At 59.9% G+C, this 15,634-nt stretch carries 15 protein-coding genes; 6 read left to right on the top strand and 9 right to left on the bottom strand.

All coding sequences use genetic code 11. The features are described from left to right. Positions 1-44 precede the first annotated feature (44 nt). The 4 genes from ACRC4F_RS21940 to ACRC4F_RS21925 all read right to left on the bottom strand — a co-directional run bounded on the left by ACRC4F_RS21940 (position 45) and on the right by ACRC4F_RS21925 (position 4,363). The gene (locus ACRC4F_RS21940; protein WP_438661226.1) at positions 45-962 is read right to left on the bottom strand and encodes an SdiA-regulated domain-containing protein; all 918 of its coding nucleotides are present in this window, start codon (positions 960-962) and stop codon (positions 45-47) included. A gap of 105 nt (positions 963-1,067) precedes the next feature. Continuing rightward, positions 1,068-1,997, bottom strand: coding sequence for an SdiA-regulated domain-containing protein (locus ACRC4F_RS21935; protein WP_438661225.1), 930 nt, complete (start codon positions 1,995-1,997; stop codon positions 1,068-1,070). A 269-nt stretch (positions 1,998-2,266) separates the two neighbouring features. Next, positions 2,267-2,932: a fumarylacetoacetate hydrolase family protein gene (locus ACRC4F_RS21930; protein ID WP_438661224.1), complete on the bottom strand. Its 666-nt coding sequence runs from the start codon at positions 2,930-2,932 to the stop codon at positions 2,267-2,269. 36 nt (positions 2,933-2,968) lie between these two features. Continuing rightward, positions 2,969-4,363: an FAD-binding oxidoreductase gene (locus ACRC4F_RS21925; RefSeq protein ID WP_438661223.1), complete on the bottom strand. Its 1,395-nt coding sequence runs from the start codon at positions 4,361-4,363 to the stop codon at positions 2,969-2,971. A 204-nt stretch (positions 4,364-4,567) separates the two neighbouring features. Here ACRC4F_RS21925 and serA point away from each other — a divergent pair, with 204 nt between their 5' ends. After that, positions 4,568-5,797 carry a phosphoglycerate dehydrogenase gene (gene serA, locus ACRC4F_RS21920; RefSeq protein ID WP_438661222.1) on the top strand — a complete coding sequence of 410 codons (1,230 nt, stop codon included), beginning with the start codon at positions 4,568-4,570 and terminating at the stop codon, positions 5,795-5,797. Positions 5,798-5,860: 63 nt separating this feature from the next. On the opposite strand, the gene ACRC4F_RS21915 is transcribed toward serA, so the two are convergent. Beyond that, entirely contained in the window at positions 5,861-6,286 is a 426-nt protein-coding gene (locus ACRC4F_RS21915) for a DUF4399 domain-containing protein (protein ID WP_438661221.1), read from the bottom strand. Between the two features lie 135 nt (positions 6,287-6,421). Between ACRC4F_RS21915 and ACRC4F_RS21910 the strand changes: the two genes are divergently transcribed. Continuing rightward, positions 6,422-7,009 carry a transporter substrate-binding domain-containing protein gene (locus ACRC4F_RS21910; RefSeq protein WP_438661220.1) on the top strand — a complete coding sequence of 196 codons (588 nt, stop codon included), beginning with the start codon at positions 6,422-6,424 and terminating at the stop codon, positions 7,007-7,009. Positions 7,010-7,228: 219 nt separating this feature from the next. On the opposite strand, the gene ACRC4F_RS21905 is transcribed toward ACRC4F_RS21910, so the two are convergent. After that, positions 7,229-7,714, bottom strand: coding sequence for a DUF523 domain-containing protein (locus ACRC4F_RS21905; RefSeq protein ID WP_438661219.1), 486 nt, complete (start codon positions 7,712-7,714; stop codon positions 7,229-7,231). A 2-nt stretch (positions 7,715-7,716) separates the two neighbouring features. Next, a complete protein-coding gene (locus tag ACRC4F_RS21900; protein WP_438661218.1) occupies positions 7,717-8,349 on the bottom strand; it encodes a 2OG-Fe(II) oxygenase in 633 nt (210 codons plus the stop codon). Between the two features lie 123 nt (positions 8,350-8,472). Between ACRC4F_RS21900 and ACRC4F_RS21895 the strand changes: the two genes are divergently transcribed. Then, positions 8,473-9,225: a DUF2059 domain-containing protein gene (locus ACRC4F_RS21895; protein WP_438661217.1), complete on the top strand. Its 753-nt coding sequence runs from the start codon at positions 8,473-8,475 to the stop codon at positions 9,223-9,225. 134 nt (positions 9,226-9,359) lie between these two features. Here the strand turns inward: ACRC4F_RS21895 and ACRC4F_RS21890 are convergent, their stop codons facing one another. Continuing rightward, the gene (locus ACRC4F_RS21890; protein ID WP_438661216.1) at positions 9,360-10,307 is read right to left on the bottom strand and encodes an alpha/beta hydrolase; all 948 of its coding nucleotides are present in this window, start codon (positions 10,305-10,307) and stop codon (positions 9,360-9,362) included. Positions 10,308-10,404: 97 nt separating this feature from the next. On the opposite strand from ACRC4F_RS21890, the gene ACRC4F_RS21885 reads away from it, so the two are divergent. Both ACRC4F_RS21885 and ACRC4F_RS21880 read left to right on the top strand, forming a co-directional pair. Next, positions 10,405-10,983, top strand: coding sequence for a DUF6436 domain-containing protein (locus ACRC4F_RS21885; protein WP_438661215.1), 579 nt, complete (start codon positions 10,405-10,407; stop codon positions 10,981-10,983). A 102-nt stretch (positions 10,984-11,085) separates the two neighbouring features. Beyond that, positions 11,086-13,497 carry a penicillin acylase family protein gene (locus tag ACRC4F_RS21880; protein WP_438661214.1) on the top strand — a complete coding sequence of 804 codons (2,412 nt, stop codon included), beginning with the start codon at positions 11,086-11,088 and terminating at the stop codon, positions 13,495-13,497. Between the two features lie 127 nt (positions 13,498-13,624). Here ACRC4F_RS21880 and ACRC4F_RS21875 read toward each other — a convergent pair whose 3' ends face one another. After that, positions 13,625-14,590 carry a GlxA family transcriptional regulator gene (locus tag ACRC4F_RS21875; RefSeq protein WP_438661213.1) on the bottom strand — a complete coding sequence of 322 codons (966 nt, stop codon included), beginning with the start codon at positions 14,588-14,590 and terminating at the stop codon, positions 13,625-13,627. Positions 14,591-14,905: 315 nt separating this feature from the next. Between ACRC4F_RS21875 and ACRC4F_RS21870 the strand changes: the two genes are divergently transcribed. Next, positions 14,906-15,547, top strand: a complete 642-nt coding sequence (locus ACRC4F_RS21870) for an HD domain-containing protein (protein ID WP_438661212.1) — start codon at positions 14,906-14,908, stop codon at positions 15,545-15,547. Positions 15,548-15,634 lie beyond the last annotated feature (87 nt).

Here is a 15,634-nt window from a genome sequence, read left to right as displayed (position 1 = left end):
TCATCGCGAGCAGGCTCGCTCCCACATTGGTTTTGCGGTGTTGGTTAGTTCTGCGCTGGTTTTTTGAAGACGTAGAACAGGTTCGGCTCGCTGACGAGGTACATCGTGCCGTCGTCATCCATGGCGATGCCTTCCGCTTGCGGCACAGTCTTCTGCAATCCCTGACGCCCCTTGCTCAATGACATGGTGCTCAGCGGTCGCCCGTCCACATCCAGTTCCAGAATCAGCCGCGACTCGTCGGACAGCGCCAGCAAATGGCCGCTGCGCTCGTCGTATTGCAGGCTCGACAGGTCTCGCACGAACATCCCGGCATCGCGCTTGGGGTTGTTGACCACGTGCACTGCGTAGGATTTCTCCGGGTTGTAATGCGGGAAACCCTGCACCTCGTAGATCAGCATCGGGTCGCGTTCCTTGGCGACAAACAGGCGCTTGCCCACCGAATCGTACGCCAGACCTTCGAAACCCTTGTTGCCGCTCATGTGCACGCCAAGGGTCATCTGTTCGGCGTCCGCCGCGTCGAGGAATTTGGTGTCCTTCTCCAGATGAATCTTGATCAGCCGTTGCTCGCGTTCATCGGTGATCACATAAGTGTCGGCGCTGATGAACTCCACCGCCTCCGGATCACCGAAGCCCACCAGCGATATGCGCCGAATGATCCGTCCGTCCAGCGACAGCTCGATCAGCTCGGCGTTTTTATTGGTGACGGTGAACAGGCTTTTGCGCACCGGATCGAAGGTCAGCGCCGACACATCGTCGTTCAGCCCGTCGATGACCCGGGCTTCGATCTCAACACGGTATTGATCCAGGCCGATCGATTCGCTGCTTAACGGTTGCCAGAGGGTGTGCAGGTTGAACCAGGCGCGCTCGAACAGACGCATGTATTGACCGATCGCAACCAGCACGACCAGTGCAATCACTGTCAGGATCAAAATAAGGGGTTTGGGACGGGCAAGTCGGCGCATTCAGGCGAGCTCGGAAACAGAAACAGGCGGATGAAATATCACGCCTGTATGAATTCAAGCTTAATGGCCAGTTGCCTTTGACCACAACTGCTGGATTCGCAGCGTCTATTTCTGCTTTTCGAAACGGTAGAACAGGTTCGGCTCACTCACCATGTACAGCGTGCCCGCATCGTCCATGGTCACGCCTTCGGCGCGGGGAATGGTCTTCTTAAGGCCGTTGAAGCCACCCAGCAAGGTCATAAAGCTGACCTGCTCGCCCTTCTCGTCCAGTTCCAGCAACAAGTGGGAATCGGCGGACAGCACCAGCGTGTGGCCCGTGCGCGGGTCGATGGCCAGCCCCGACAGGTTGCGGATGTCCAGTTCGTCATTGGCGAGTTTCTGTTTGTCGCCCTTGAGGATCTGGCTGCCGTCGCTTTTCCAGCTGAACAGCGCTGGCGGACGCTCCTCACCCAGGAGAATTTGCTGGTTGCGCGGATCATAGACGATCGCTTCGAAGGCCTTGTTCTGGTCTTTCGAAGGGCCGAGGTCGTACTTCGGGAAGTTGGCGATGTTCAGTTCGCGAGTGTCGGCATCAACCTTGACGATGGAGAGCATGTGCTCACGCTCGTCGACAATGGCCAGCAGACCGTTGCCCATCACGGTCAGGCCCTCCGGATTGCTCCAGCCCACCAGCGGCATTTTGCGCAGGACGTCGCCCTGCAAGGTCAGCTCGACGAGGAACGGGTTCTTGCCCATGACCGAAAACAGCGTTTTGGTTTGCGGATCGTAGGCCAGGTCCGACGCTTCATCCTTCTCCATGCCCGGCAGCAGCTTGGCGTCGATCACCGCGCGGTAATCCGGCAGCCAGATACTTTCCTGGCGCTCGGCGGGGCTTTCAAAACGCTCACGCAGCCAGAGCACACCGCGATCATCCCAATGCATCGCAAAGGCGAGGCCATACGCGGCGGCGGCTACCAGCAAAAGCCAGGAATACCAACGCATGACAAAGCGCGAGCGGCGGGCAGTTTTGACAGTGGGCAGCGGTCGGGTGGCCATTCAGGATGCGTTCCAGAAATTCAGGCTACGGGTAATAGCACAATTGGGACCGGCTCAGACGCCAGAATCCGCGGAATTATCCAGACAAGATGTGAAAAAAACGGGAAATGGCGGGATTGCCCTTCTGCGGGCAACCACAAACCAATGTGGGAGCGACGGTGCGACGATTCGACCTGCTCGCGATGAGGCCAGCACATCCAACTTATATGTTGAATGACAGACCGCTATCGCGAGCAGGCTCGCTCCCACAGGGTTTTGCGGTGTCAGGGTTAGCGGACGGAGCTGTTGAAACTGCTCGCGCCTGGCAATTCGATCACCAGTTCATCACCTACATTCAGTGGGCCAACGCCCACCGGCGTGCCGGTCAGGATCACGTCACCGGCCTGCAGCGAAAAGCAGCCAGCCATGTGCTGGATCATCGGCACGATAGGGTTGAGCATCGCGCTGCTGTTGCCATCCTGGCGAACTTCGCCATTGATGGTCAGGCGAATACCGATGTCGGTCAGGTCGGCAAAGGTGCTGCCGGCCACGAACGGCGCGATTACCGCCGCACCGTCGAAAGACTTCGCGATTTCCCACGGCAAGCCCTTGGATTTCAGCTCGGCCTGTTTGTCACGCAAGGTCAGGTCCAGGGCCGGTGCGAAGCCGGAAATCGCATCCAGCACTTCTTCACGGCTCGGTTTGGTCGACAAGGGCTTGCCGATCAACACCGCGATTTCCGCTTCGTAATGCACCGAGCCACGCTCGGTCGGAATGCTGAAACTGTCTTCCAGCGGCACCACGCAACTGCCCGGTTTAATGAACAACAGCGGCTCTGTAGGCACCGGGTTGTCCAGTTCCTTGGCGTGTTCGGCGTAGTTGCGGCCGATGCACACCACCTTCCCCAGCGGGAAGTGAATACGCGTACCGTCGACATACTGGTGCTGATAGCTCATTTCCGACTCCTGTTTCGTAGCGCTTAAGTTCGAAAGTCAAACAGCGAAGATCTTGCCCGGGTTCATGATGCCGTTCGGGTCGAACACCGCTTTAACCGCTTTCATGTACTCGATCTCAACCGGCGAACGGCTGTAGGTCAAGTAGTCACGCTTGGTCATGCCCACGCCGTGTTCGGCGGAAATAGAACCGTTGTACTTCTCGACGGTTTCAAACACCCACTTGTTGACGGTCGCGCACTTGGCGAAGAACTCGTCCTTGCTCAGGTTATCCGGCTTGAGGATGTTCAAGTGCAGGTTGCCGTCGCCGATGTGGCCGAACCAGACGATTTCGAAATCCGGGTAGTGCTCGCCGACGATCGCGTCGATTTCCTTAAGGAACGCTGGCACTTTCGACACGGTGACCGAGATGTCGTTCTTGTACGGCGTCCAGTGGGAAATGGTTTCGGAGATGTATTCGCGCAGCTTCCACAGGTTCTGCAACTGGGTTTCGCTCTGGCTCATCACACCGTCCAGCACCCAGCCCTGCTCGACGCAGTGCTCGAAGGTTTCCAGGGCGTGGTTGGCCACTTCTTCAGTGGTCGCTTCGAATTCCAGCAGCGCGTAGAACGGGCAATCGGTTTCAAACGGCGCCGGCACGTCACCGCGACCCATGACCTTGGCCAGGGCCTTGTCGGAGAAGAATTCGAACGCGGTCAAGTCGAGTTTGCTCTGGAACGCGTGCAGCACCGGCATGATCGAGTCGAAATCGGCGGTGCCCAGGACCATCGCGGTGAGGTTTTTCGGCGCACGGTCCAGGCGCATGGTCGCTTCCACGACAAAACCGAGGGTGCCTTCGGCGCCGATGAACAGCTGACGCAGGTCGTAGCCGGTGGCGTTCTTGATCAGGTCGCGGTTCAGTTCCAGCAGATCGCCCTTGCCGGTGACGACTTTCATGCCCGCCACCCAATTGCGGGTCATGCCGTAGCGAATCACCTTGATTCCGCCGGCATTGGTGCCGATATTGCCGCCAATCTGACTGGAACCTGCCGAAGCGAAATCCACCGGGTAGTACAGGCCTTTTTCCTCTGCGACGTTCTGCAGATGCTCCGTCACAACGCCCGGCTGGCACACCGCCGTACGGTCAGTCAGGTTCACGTCGAGAATCTGGTTCATGTAGTCGAACGACACGACCACTTCACCATTGGCTGCCACTGCAGCGGCGGAAAGACCGGTGCGACCGCCAGACGGCACCAGTGCCACCTTGTGTTTATTGGCCCAGAGGACAATGGCCTGGACCTGTTCGGTGGTCTTCGGGAACACGATAGCCGTCGGGGCCGGAGCGAAATGCTTGGTCCAATCCTTGCCATAAGCATTCAGGGAGTCGGCGTCGGTCAGCACCTTGCCAGGCTCAACCAAGGTCTTCAGCTCATCAATCAGGGCAGGATTGGTCATCGACAGAACTCTCGAACAATTCATGGTCATCCTGAGAACGCTTCACGTCGCAGGAATGAGTGTTTAGCGGGGTGCGTATGCTAGCATACCGACCCCGCAGGGTAGTGCCCAACGGCTATTCTGCGGTGACGGCATTCTTGCCGTCCGGGTCAGCGTCTGCTGGCTATTTCCTGCCATTTTTCTCCGGGATACAGGTTTACGCAGATGAGCAAGACTTCTCTCGATAAGAGCAAGATCAAGTTCCTTCTTCTCGAAGGCGTCCACCAATCGGCTGTCGACGTTCTCAAGTCGGCGGGCTACACCAGCATCGAGTACCTCACCGGTTCTCTGCCGGAAGCCCAGCTGAAGGAAAAGATCGCTGATGCGCACTTCATCGGCATTCGCTCCCGCACTCAACTGACCGAAGAGATCTTCGATCACGCGAAGAAGCTCGTGGCTGTAGGGTGTTTCTGCATCGGCACCAACCAGGTTGACCTGAACGCGGCTCGCGAACGCGGCATCGCGGTGTTCAACGCTCCGTACTCCAATACTCGCTCCGTGGCCGAACTGGTGCTGGCCGAAGCGATCCTGTTGCTGCGCGGCATCCCTGAGAAGAACGCTTCCTGCCACCGTGGTGGCTGGATCAAGAGCGCAGCCAACTCCTTCGAAATCCGTGGCAAGAAGCTCGGCATCGTCGGTTACGGCTCGATCGGTACGCAATTGTCGGTCCTGGCGGAAGGCTTAGGGATGCAGGTGTACTTCTACGACACCGTGACCAAGCTGCCATTGGGCAACGCGACTCAGGTCGGTAACCTGACCGAGCTGCTGGGCATGTCCGACATCGTCACCCTGCACGTTCCGGAAACCGCTGCGACCCAGTGGATGATCGGCGAGAAGGAAATCCGCGCCATCAAGAAGGGCGGCATCCTGATCAACGCCGCTCGCGGCACGGTCGTTGAGCTGCAAGCCCTGGCAGACGCGATCAAGGACAAGCACCTGATCGGCGCGGCCATCGACGTCTTCCCGGTGGAGCCTCGCTCCAACGACGAAGAGTTCGAAAGCCCGCTGCGTGGCCTGGACAACGTGATCCTGACCCCGCACATCGGTGGTTCCACCGCTGAAGCGCAGGCCAACATCGGTCTGGAAGTGGCAGAAAAACTGGTCAAGTACAGCGACAACGGTACGTCGGTATCGTCGGTGAACTTCCCGGAAGTGGCCCTGCCGGCTCACCCTGGCAAGCACCGTCTGCTGCACATCCACGAGAACATTCCGGGTGTGATGAGCGAGATCAACAAGGTCTTCGCCGAAAACGGCATCAACATCTCCGGTCAGTTCCTGCAGACCAACGAGAAAGTCGGTTACGTGGTCATCGACGTCGACGCCGATTACTCGGAAATGGCGCAACAGAAGCTGCAGCACATCAACGGCACCATTCGTTGCCGTGTGTTGTTCTGATAGCGACCTGAGCGACAAAAAAAGGAGACCTTCGGGTCTCCTTTTTCATGGGCGCTACTAAAATCACTTAACGTTGACGGTGATCTTCTCGGAGACGATGGGTGGATCAAAGGCCATATGGCTCATGTCGCCCAACTCCAACTGCAAGGTGTGCTTGCCAGGTGTCAGCGTCAGCTCGGTTTCTGTCTGCGCCTTGCCAAAATGAATGTGATTTGCATCTGCCGGGATGACTGCCCCTGCTGCAACTACATCTTTGGCATCGACCAGCAAATGGTGGTGGCCAGTATTCTTGGTGGTATCGCCCGCTGGCGCCAACGCAACGTTCTCAACAGCGAATTTAATCTTGAAAGTTTGCGGGACAGTAGCACCATCTTCAGGAGACACGATGGACACTTCGGCGCCTTTAGGGGCCGGCGTTGCAGCACTGGCCAGCACCGAAACGCCCATCAACAGGCCAGCCAATGCTGCTCGTGACATAAACGTTTTCATTCTCTTCTCCAGTTTTTCCGTAAAATCCGCGTGGCCGAGACAACTTCACGGCCATTCGTTGTCGAAGGATTTCGACAACCATAGCAAAGCGAGCCTGAACCAGCGCATCGCAATAATGAATTCAAAGGAGTGACCATGCGTTTTTTGCCTGGCCTGATCTGCCTGCTACCCCTTTTGAGCCCTCTGGCTCATGCCGAACTGATTGACGATGTCTTCGATCGCGGCGAATTGCGCATTGCTCTTGAGGCTAATACACCGCCCTTCAATTTCAAGGATGACGGCAAACTCACTGGCTTCGAAGTTGAATTAGGGCAAATGCTGGCGAATGAGCTGGATGTGCGGGCCGACTTTGTCGTCACCGATTCCAGCGATCTGGTGACCGGTGTCGAAACCGGCAAATACGACATCGCCATCAACCACATAGCAATGACCCCGGAACTCAAGGATCGTTTCGACTTCACCGAGCCTTACATTCACACCAATGCGCAACTGGTTGCGCAGAAAGAAGAAGAGCCGCGCTCAATCCTGTTGGTGCAGTCGCTGACGGAAGAAAAGCCGAAAGCCGCCCCGGCTGTGGACCTGGCGATTCCGTTTCAGAAGGGTAATCCGGCATTTCATGCCAGCCTGGAAGCTGCTTTGAAGCGGATCAAGGCGGATGGGCGGATGGAGGCGCTGGAGCAGAAGTGGTTTGGGGCGGACACGAGTGTGGCGCCCAAACCTTGAGAATTTTGTCGCTCTCTAGATCCAGCCCCTCACCCTAACCCTCTCCCCAAGGGGGCGAGGGGACTGATCGTGGGGATCTGTAGAAATTTTGCGACCTGAAAGTCTTTGTGTTGAATCCATAATCGACTCGATCTTTCAGGTCGATGGATAGCGTCTGACACCTCGGTCAGTCCCCTCGCCCCTTGGGGAGAGGGTTAGGGTGAGGGGATGGATTCTGGATCAGCCCAAAGCCCCCAAAGCCACCGCCACCTCAACCATCTCCAGTTCGCTGAAAACCTGAACGCCGTAACGCCTGAGCAACGCCGCAGTCACTCCCTCGCCACTCACCTTCACTCCACTGAACGTCCCGTCATAGGTCAACAAATTCCCGCAAGACGGGCTGTTGGCCTTGAGCACCGCAATCCGGATGCCGTGCTTTTGCACCAGTTCCAACGCCTGATAAGCCCCCGAAAGAAACTCGGCGCTGACGTCCTCGCCCTCGGTGGTGATCACAGTGGCGTGGCCATCCAGCACTTCACCACCCTGCCCACCCGGAATCTCCGCCGCGGCCCTGGGCGTCGGCAAACCCCCGGCGACTTCCGGGCACAGCGGCACCACACGACCTTCGTCGAGCCACTGTTGAAGCTGATCGAACGGCCCGCTCGCCCCGCCGTCGTAACGCACGCGATGGCCCAGCAGGCAGCGGCTTACCAGGATTTTCTGCATGATCAGAACGGCTCGTTTCCGCGACGCCGGAACCAGCCCGTCAACGACAGGCGATCCCGGGTCGCGGGCAGGACTTCGTGGGGCACCTCTCCCGACAAAAACACCACCAGGCATCCACCGGTGGGCACCACATCGTGTTCAACGCCCTCATCCAGGTACATGCGCAACTGGCCGCCGTGCTCGGGCAGCCAGGCGTCATTGAGGTAGATCACCGCCGAGACCATGCGCCGGTCGTCATCGCGAAAACGATCGACATGCTTGAGGTAAAACGCACCGGGCGGGTAGAGCGCGAAATGGCTTTCGAAATCTTCCAGGCCCAGGAATAGCCCGCGATTCATTGCCTCGCGCAGGCTGTCCATCAAGCCCAGATAACTGTCGCATGCTTCGGCCTGGCCTGGTTCGATCCACTGGATGTGGTCGCCGCGAATCCCCTCGCGAATCTCCGACGTCGGCCCGCGCCCCACGGCCGCCGGGGCCAATTCACCCTCGGCGGCACGTTTACGGCACTCAGCCGCCAGTTCCCGGGTCAGACCCAGAGGCAGGAAAATATTCTGCTGCGACCAGCCGCGCTCGGCCAGGTCGTCGACGATACGTAACAGCAGCGGGTGATCAGAGGATATTTGCATGGCGCGCATAGTATTCCTGTGCCTGCAAATCCGACAGAGCCGCGCGGCGGAGGATTTGTCGGATTACTGATACGAATTCTCGACAAGTACGAAAGCCGCACGGAGAATAGTCGCCTGCTGACAGGAGTCCCTATGCGCCGTTTGCTTTTTTCACTGCTGATGCTCTGTGTGTTGCCCGCTTGGGCAGACGGCCACGACCAGTTGTACAAGGTCGCCGGTTGGCCAGATCAGCGCGCGCATTTTAACGACGCCCTCTCAGCCGCCCAGCAGCGTTACCAGAACAGCCTGCCGCCGGCGGTGTTTCAGGCTTTGGTGAACAACAGCAATCAACGTTTCGCCCCCCAGGCTGTGGACCAACGCGCCGAAGCGCAATTGCGCAAAAGCCTCAGCGATCCGAAGCCCGCGCTGGCCTTCTTTCAATCGCCCCTGGGCAAGAAAATCGTCGCCGCAGAATTGCTGGCGACCCGTCGCGATCAGCTGGCGAAAAACGCCAAGGGTCTGCCGAAGATTCAGGCCAGCGACAGCCGCCTGCTGATCATCGGTCATCTGGCCCAGGCCCTGCCCGCTCGCGAGGCTGGCGCGGAAGTCAGCCTGGCGATTGCCGGCGTTGCGGCTGACAGCCTGAGTTCGATGATCCCCGGCCTGCTCGGTGGCGGACAGGCGCAAGGGATGTTGAACGGACAGCGCCAGCGCTTGATGGATCAGATCGGGGCTGATCTGAACAACACGCTGCTGTATGTCTATCGCGACTTGTCGGATGAAGAACTGGAAGAGTTCGCCACGTTTGCCGAGTCCACCGAGGGCAAGGCGTATTACCAGGCGGCGCTGGCGGCGATCCGGGCGGGGTTGGCGGTGGGGCAAAGCACCTCGAACCTCAACCAGTAATCTTCGGCGTCTGATACGCCGCCATCGTCGGAACGCCGCCCGGAGCAAGCCCGCTCCCACAGTTGACCGAGTTTTCCCGACCTACACGGTTCAATGTGGGAGCGAGCCTGCTCGCGATGGGGCCCTGACGGTCGCTAAAGATTCCGGCCCTTGATCCGCTTGCTCAAAAACCCGAAATACTCCTCCCGCATCGCCAGCGTCTCATTCGCCAAATGATGCCGCGCCTCCGGCAACATCAACACCTGAGGCCGATCGAACTTGGCCTTCAACACCTCAAGGTTATGCTCCCAGTCCACCGTCATGTCCGCCTGCCCCTGCACAATCAGTGGTCGCCGCGGACTGTTCGGCGCCGCCTCGATTCGCTTGATCCACCGCGCCAGCGCTCCAACCCACGCCGTTGGCAGTCGCAGCGGTTGCAACGGATCGGCTTGCAGGAATGGCAAAAACTCAGGGTCGTTGGAGTTCTCGCTGAAGCGCCGGGCGATGGCTTTGACGAAGGGCTTGAGCAAGTAATAACTGAGCTGCGACCAGCCCCAGGCACGCGGCCGAACCAGCGGTGACAACAGAATCACCTGGCCTTGAGCCGGACTGTTCGTGCCCTGATTGAGCACGTGATCGATCACAATCGCTCCGCCGGTACTCTGCCCGCAAAGATGCCACGGCTGCGGAAGGTCCAGCGACTGCGCCTCGGCAAACACCCCTTGCAGCGTGTGCTGATACTCGGCGAAATCCTTGATGCTCGCTCGCTCACCACTGGAAAGACCATGCCCCGGCAAGTCGCAGGCAATCACCGCGAAGCCCTGATCCAGCGCCCACTCGATGACATGCCGGTAGAGGCCGGTGTGGTCGTAGAAGCCGTGGAACAGAAACAGCGTCGCCTTCGCCCGCTCGGGCCACCAGACCTGATTGACCACTTCATAGCCATCGACCTCGAAACGCCCCAAGCCACTGCGCTGGGTTCGCCCCGGAAAATCCAGACCGTAGAACCGCTGATAGGCCAGCGCTTGCGACGAGAGCGGCTGCCACTCGGCCAGTGGCCGCAGGCTGGCGCGCAAATGATCGGGGTCGAAAGTGGCAGACATGAACGATTCCAGAGCACTAAACAGACTTTATGGGCCTGCGATATTCATCTGTCGCGGCAAGCATGGCAAGCTAGCCGACCTTCGAGGATTGAAACCCATGCGTCCGGCCTACCGCACCACACTGCTTGCCAGCCTGCTCGCCCTCGTGTGTGCCGGCGTCTTGTGGGCGGCCTATGACTGGTTTCAGGGTCGCTACCTGCGCGCCTTCAGTTCGCACACCGCGGTATTTTCCGGCGATCCGCTGCGCCTACCGGACGAACTGGCCGGCCCCGGCGCCATCCGCCTGGTGCACTTCTGGGACCCGGCCTGCCCGTGCAATGTCGGCAACCAACAACACCTGACCGAACTGGTCGAGCACTACGTACCGCAAGGCGTGGAGTTTTTCGCGGTGCAAAAACCCGGCAGCCACGGCCAGTTGCCCAGCACCTTGAGCAGCCTGAAAACCATCACCGTTCTCCCGGGCTCCGAACAGATCCCCGCCAGCCCGGCAGTGGCGATCTGGGACCGCAGCGGCAAACTGGCGTATTTCGGCCCGTACAGCGAAGGCCTGACCTGCAATTCGAACAACAGCTTCATCGAGCCCATTCTGCAAGCACTCAGCGAAGGTCGCGCGGTGGGCGCCACCCATACGCTGGCGGTCGGTTGCTACTGCCCTTGGCCGGAGGAAGTGAAGTAAGGCAATCCTGACTTTTCCAGGACCGCGATGCCCGGCACAGAAGGTCTGTGCTACATGTTTGCAGCCCGCACGGGTGGCAATCCCGAAGAACAAGGAGTCACCATGAAACGCGTCCTGACCGTACTTGTATTGCTGATCGTCACGCTCGTCATCGGGGTCGGCGGGTACGTGTACATCAAGCAGCCGACGCGTCAGGGCCAGGTGGAGTTGCAGCGTCTTCAGGGCTCGGTGACCGTGCGCTATGACGAGCGTGGCGTGCCGCACATCCGCGCCGAGAACGAAACCGATCTCTACCGTACCCTTGGCTATGTGCAAGCCCAGGACCGCCTGTTCCAGATGGAAGCCATGCGCCGCCTCGCCCGGGGTGAGCTGGCAGAAATCCTCGGCCCGAAGCTGATTGACACCGACAAACTGTTCCGCAGCCTGCGCATCCGCGAACGCGCCGAGAGTTATGTGGCCGCGCTGGATCGTCAGTCACCGGCGTGGAAGGCGCTGGAAGCCTATCTGGATGGCATCAATCAATATCAGGACACTCACGCGGCGCCCATGGAGTTCGATGTGCTGGGCATCCGCAAGCGCCCTTTCACCGCCGAAGACACCATCAGCGTCGCCGGCTACATGGCCTACAGTTTTGCCGCCGCGTTTCGCACCGAACCGTTACTGACGTTTGTGCGCGACCAGTTGGGCCCCGAGTACCTGAACGTTTTCGAACTCGACTGGCAGCCCAAAGGCGTGTTGGCCAAGTCGCGCACAACCCCCGGTCCCGCCCTCGCCGCCGGTGACTGGAAAGACCTGAACGCTCTCGCCCGCCTCAGCGAACAGGCGCTGGCCGACAACGGCCTGCCGCAATTCGAAGGCAGCAACGCCTGGGTGATTTCCGGCAACCGCAGCAAAAGCACCAAACCGCTGCTGGCCGGTGACCCGCACATTCGCTTCTCGGTGCCGTCTGTGTGGTACGAGGCGCAACTGTCGGCGCCGGGCTTTGAACTGTACGGCCATCATCAGGCGCTGGTGCCCTTTGCCTTTCTCGGTCACAACCTGGATTTCGGCTGGAGCCTGACGATGTTCCAGAACGACGACCTCGACCTGATCGCCGAGAAGGTCAACCCGGACAACCCGAACCAGGTCTGGTATCGCGGCAAATGGGTCGACATGATCAACACCGAGCAACAGATCGCGGTGAAGGGCCAGGCACCGGTCACGCTGACACTCCGTCAGTCGCCCCACGGCCCGATCATCAACGACGCACTGGGCCCCGCCGCTGGCAAGACGCCGGTGGCCATGTGGTGGGCGTTCCTTGAAACGCCGAACCCGATCCTCGACGGCTTCTACCAGCTCAACCGCGCCGACACCCTGGCCAAGGCCCGCGCCGCAGCGGCCAAGGTTCAGGCGCCGGGCTTGAACATCGTGTACGCCAACGCCAAGGGCGACATCGGCTGGTGGGCCTCGGCGCTGCTGCCCAAACGCGCGAACGGGGTGAAGCCCGGTTTCATCCTCGACGGCAGCACCCATCAGGCGGACAAGGAAGGTTTCTACCCGTTCAGCGCCAACCCGCAGGAAGAGAACCCGGCGCGGGGCTACATCGTCTCGGCCAACTTCCAGCCCGTGTCGCCGACCGGCATGGAGATTCCCGGTTACTACAACCTTGCCGATCGCGGCCAGCAACTCAATCGCCAGCTTAGCGACAAGAACGTGAAGTGGGACAACGAGGCCAACCAGAAGCTGCAACTGGGTACCACCACCGCCTACGGCCCGCGTCTGTTGGCGCCGCTATTGCCGGTACTGCGTGAAGTGGTCAGCGATCCCGCCGAGCTGAAACTGGTCGAGCAACTGGCGCAATGGAAAGGCGATTACCCGCTGGATTCCACCAGCGCCACGCTGTTCAACCAGTTCCTGTTCAACCTGGCCGACGCGACGATGCACGATGAACTGGGCAATGATTTTTTCGAAACCCTGCTCTCGACCCGCGTGATCGACGCGGCGCTGCCACGTCTCGCCGTGACCGCCGACTCGCCGTGGTGGGACAACCGCAACACCCTCGGCAAGGAAACCCGCGCCGACACGGTGAAGGTGGCGTGGCAAGCGAGCATCGCCCATCTCAAGACCACCCTTGGCGCGGACTTCGCGCACTGGCAGTGGGGCAAGGCGCACACCCTGACCCATGGTCATCCTTTAGGCATGCAGAAACCGCTGGACCGGATCTTCAACGTCGGCCCGTTCGCAGCGCCCGGCACCCACGAAGTGCCGAATAATCTTTCGGCCAAGATCGGCCCGGCACCGTGGCCGGTGACTTATGGACCGTCGACCCGGCGGTTGATCGACTTCGCCGACCCGGCCCACAGCCTGACCATCAACCCGGTCGGCCAGAGCGGCGTACCGTTCGACAGCCACTACGACGATCAGGCTGAGGCGTATGTCGAAGGGATTTATTACGAGGCGCATTTCAATGACGAAGAAGTCACGGCCAACACGCGCAGTACGGTGAAGTTCTTGCCGGCGCGCAGTGCTCAGTAGATTTGTATTGGCTGGACTGGCCTCATCGCTAGCAGGCTAGCTCCCACAGGGGTCTTGTGCACGCAGATCTATTGTGGGAGCTAGCCTGCTAGCGAAGAGGCCCGCAAGAACAACGCATATTCATGGCTCAAACCATCGCCGCAAAATTCAACCTGAACTGCTGCGGCGTCACCCCCAGCCTGCGATTGAACACGGTGCGCATATGCTGGGCATCACGAAACCCGCACTGATACGCCACGGTCTTGAGCGGCGAATGAGTGCTTTCCAGCAGCACCCGCGCCGCATCCACCCGCGCCCGCTCGACGAATTCCGCCGGGGTGATTTTCGCTTCCTTGGCGAACACCCGAGAGAAATTTCGCGCGCTCATGTTGGCTGCGTTCGCCAGATCGGCAATGGTCAGGTCGCCGGTGAGGTTGGACAGAACGTAGAGCTGCACCAGCGCCACCGCCGACGTCGGTTCGGCGTGGGGTGTGAGGAACGGACTGAACTGCGATTGCCCGCCCGAACGCTGGGTGAACACCACCAGCCGCTTGGCCACGCTCAACGCTACCTCCGGTCCGTGGTCCTGCGCCAGCAGGTACAGCGACAAATCGATCCCCGCCGTGACGCCGGCAGAGGTGAAGAGCTCGCCGTCCTGAACGTAGAGGCGATCGGCTTCAACCTGGGTCGACGGGCACAACGCGGCCAGCGCCGAGGCATCGCCCCAATGGGTGGTGACGGTCCGCCCCTCTAGCAACCCGGCCCGGGCCAGCATGAACGCGCCGTTGCAGATCGAGCCAAAGCGTTGCGAGCGCGCACAGGCCTCGCGTAACCAGGCATCGAACACCGCGCCAAAATCCAGGAACGGCAACTGCGGCCCGCCGGCTACCAGCAGCAAGTCATAAGCGTCCAGCGCTTCACTGAAATGCCGATGGGCATTGAGCGACAATCCGTTGGAACACGGCATCACCCCGCGCTCGACGCCAATGACCTCCAGCCGGTAATGGTCGTGCGGTTCGAGGAAACGATTGGCTTCGGAAAACACATCCATGGGACCGGTGACGTCCAGCGACTGGACGCCAGCGAACACCACGATGGCAACGGTTTTACTCATGGTTCGATTGCCTCTACGGATCACACTTACCTGTGGCGAGGGAGCTTTGTGGTGAGGGGATTTATCCCCGTTGGAGTGCGCAGCGCTCCCGGAATTTTTGGGGCCGCTGCGCAGCCCAACGGGGATAAATCCCCTCGCCACAAAAGCTCTTGCATCCCGAGCAAACTTAGCCAATCCGGGCGCAACAAGCGAGGTTGGCGCGATATGCCTGTTCATTGGCCGGGATCGCAGCCATGGATCGATTGTCCGGTTTTGGGGGTGGGCACAGACTTTGTCCATCAACGCCGCCACGGCGTTCCCCATGAGGAAAGCACCATGAGCAGCATCATTGCCGGTATCAAAATCCCCGACAGTGCATTGGCCCGGGCCACCACTGAATACATACGCGACGCCGAGTCTGACTTGCTTTACCACCACTCGCGCCGGGTGTTTCTGTTCGGCGCCCTGAGCGGTGAACGCAAGCAGTTGTCCTACGATCCGGAAATGCTTTACGTCGGCGCCATGTTCCATGACTTGGGCCTGGTGGAAGGTCATCGCACCGACGACGAGCGTTTCGAAGTCGATAGCGCGAACGCCGCCAAGGCGTTCCTCAAGCCTTATGGTTTGTCGGATGGCGATATCGAACAGGTGTGGTTGTCGATTGCCCTGCACACCACGCCGGGTGTGCCGCAACACTTGCGGCCTAACGTGGCGCTGGTCACGGCCGGTGTGGAAATGGATGTGTTGGGCATCGACTACGCCGCATTCCCCACCGTGCAGCGCGAAGCGGTGGTGCATGCGCATCCACGGGGCGAAGGGTTCAAGGAATGCATCCTGTGCGCGTTCGCCAATGGCTTCAAACACAAACCGGACACCACGTTCGGCACGGTGAACGCGGACGTGCTGGTGGACAGCGAGCCGGGGTTCAAGCCGATGAACTTTGTCGAGATCATCCGCAAATCCCCTTGGGCTGCATAAAGCAAATGTGGGAGCGAGCCTGCTCGCGATGAGGCCATTACAGCCACCAGTGATGGTGACTGTAATACCGCTATCGCGAGCAGGCTC

Origin of the sequence: Pseudomonas sp. (assembly GCF_051660785.1) — a bacterium.
Lineage (GTDB): Bacteria > Pseudomonadota > Gammaproteobacteria > Pseudomonadales > Pseudomonadaceae > Aquipseudomonas.
Note: the sequence above shows the minus strand (reverse complement) of the source record. Positions and strands in the feature narration are given on the sequence as shown.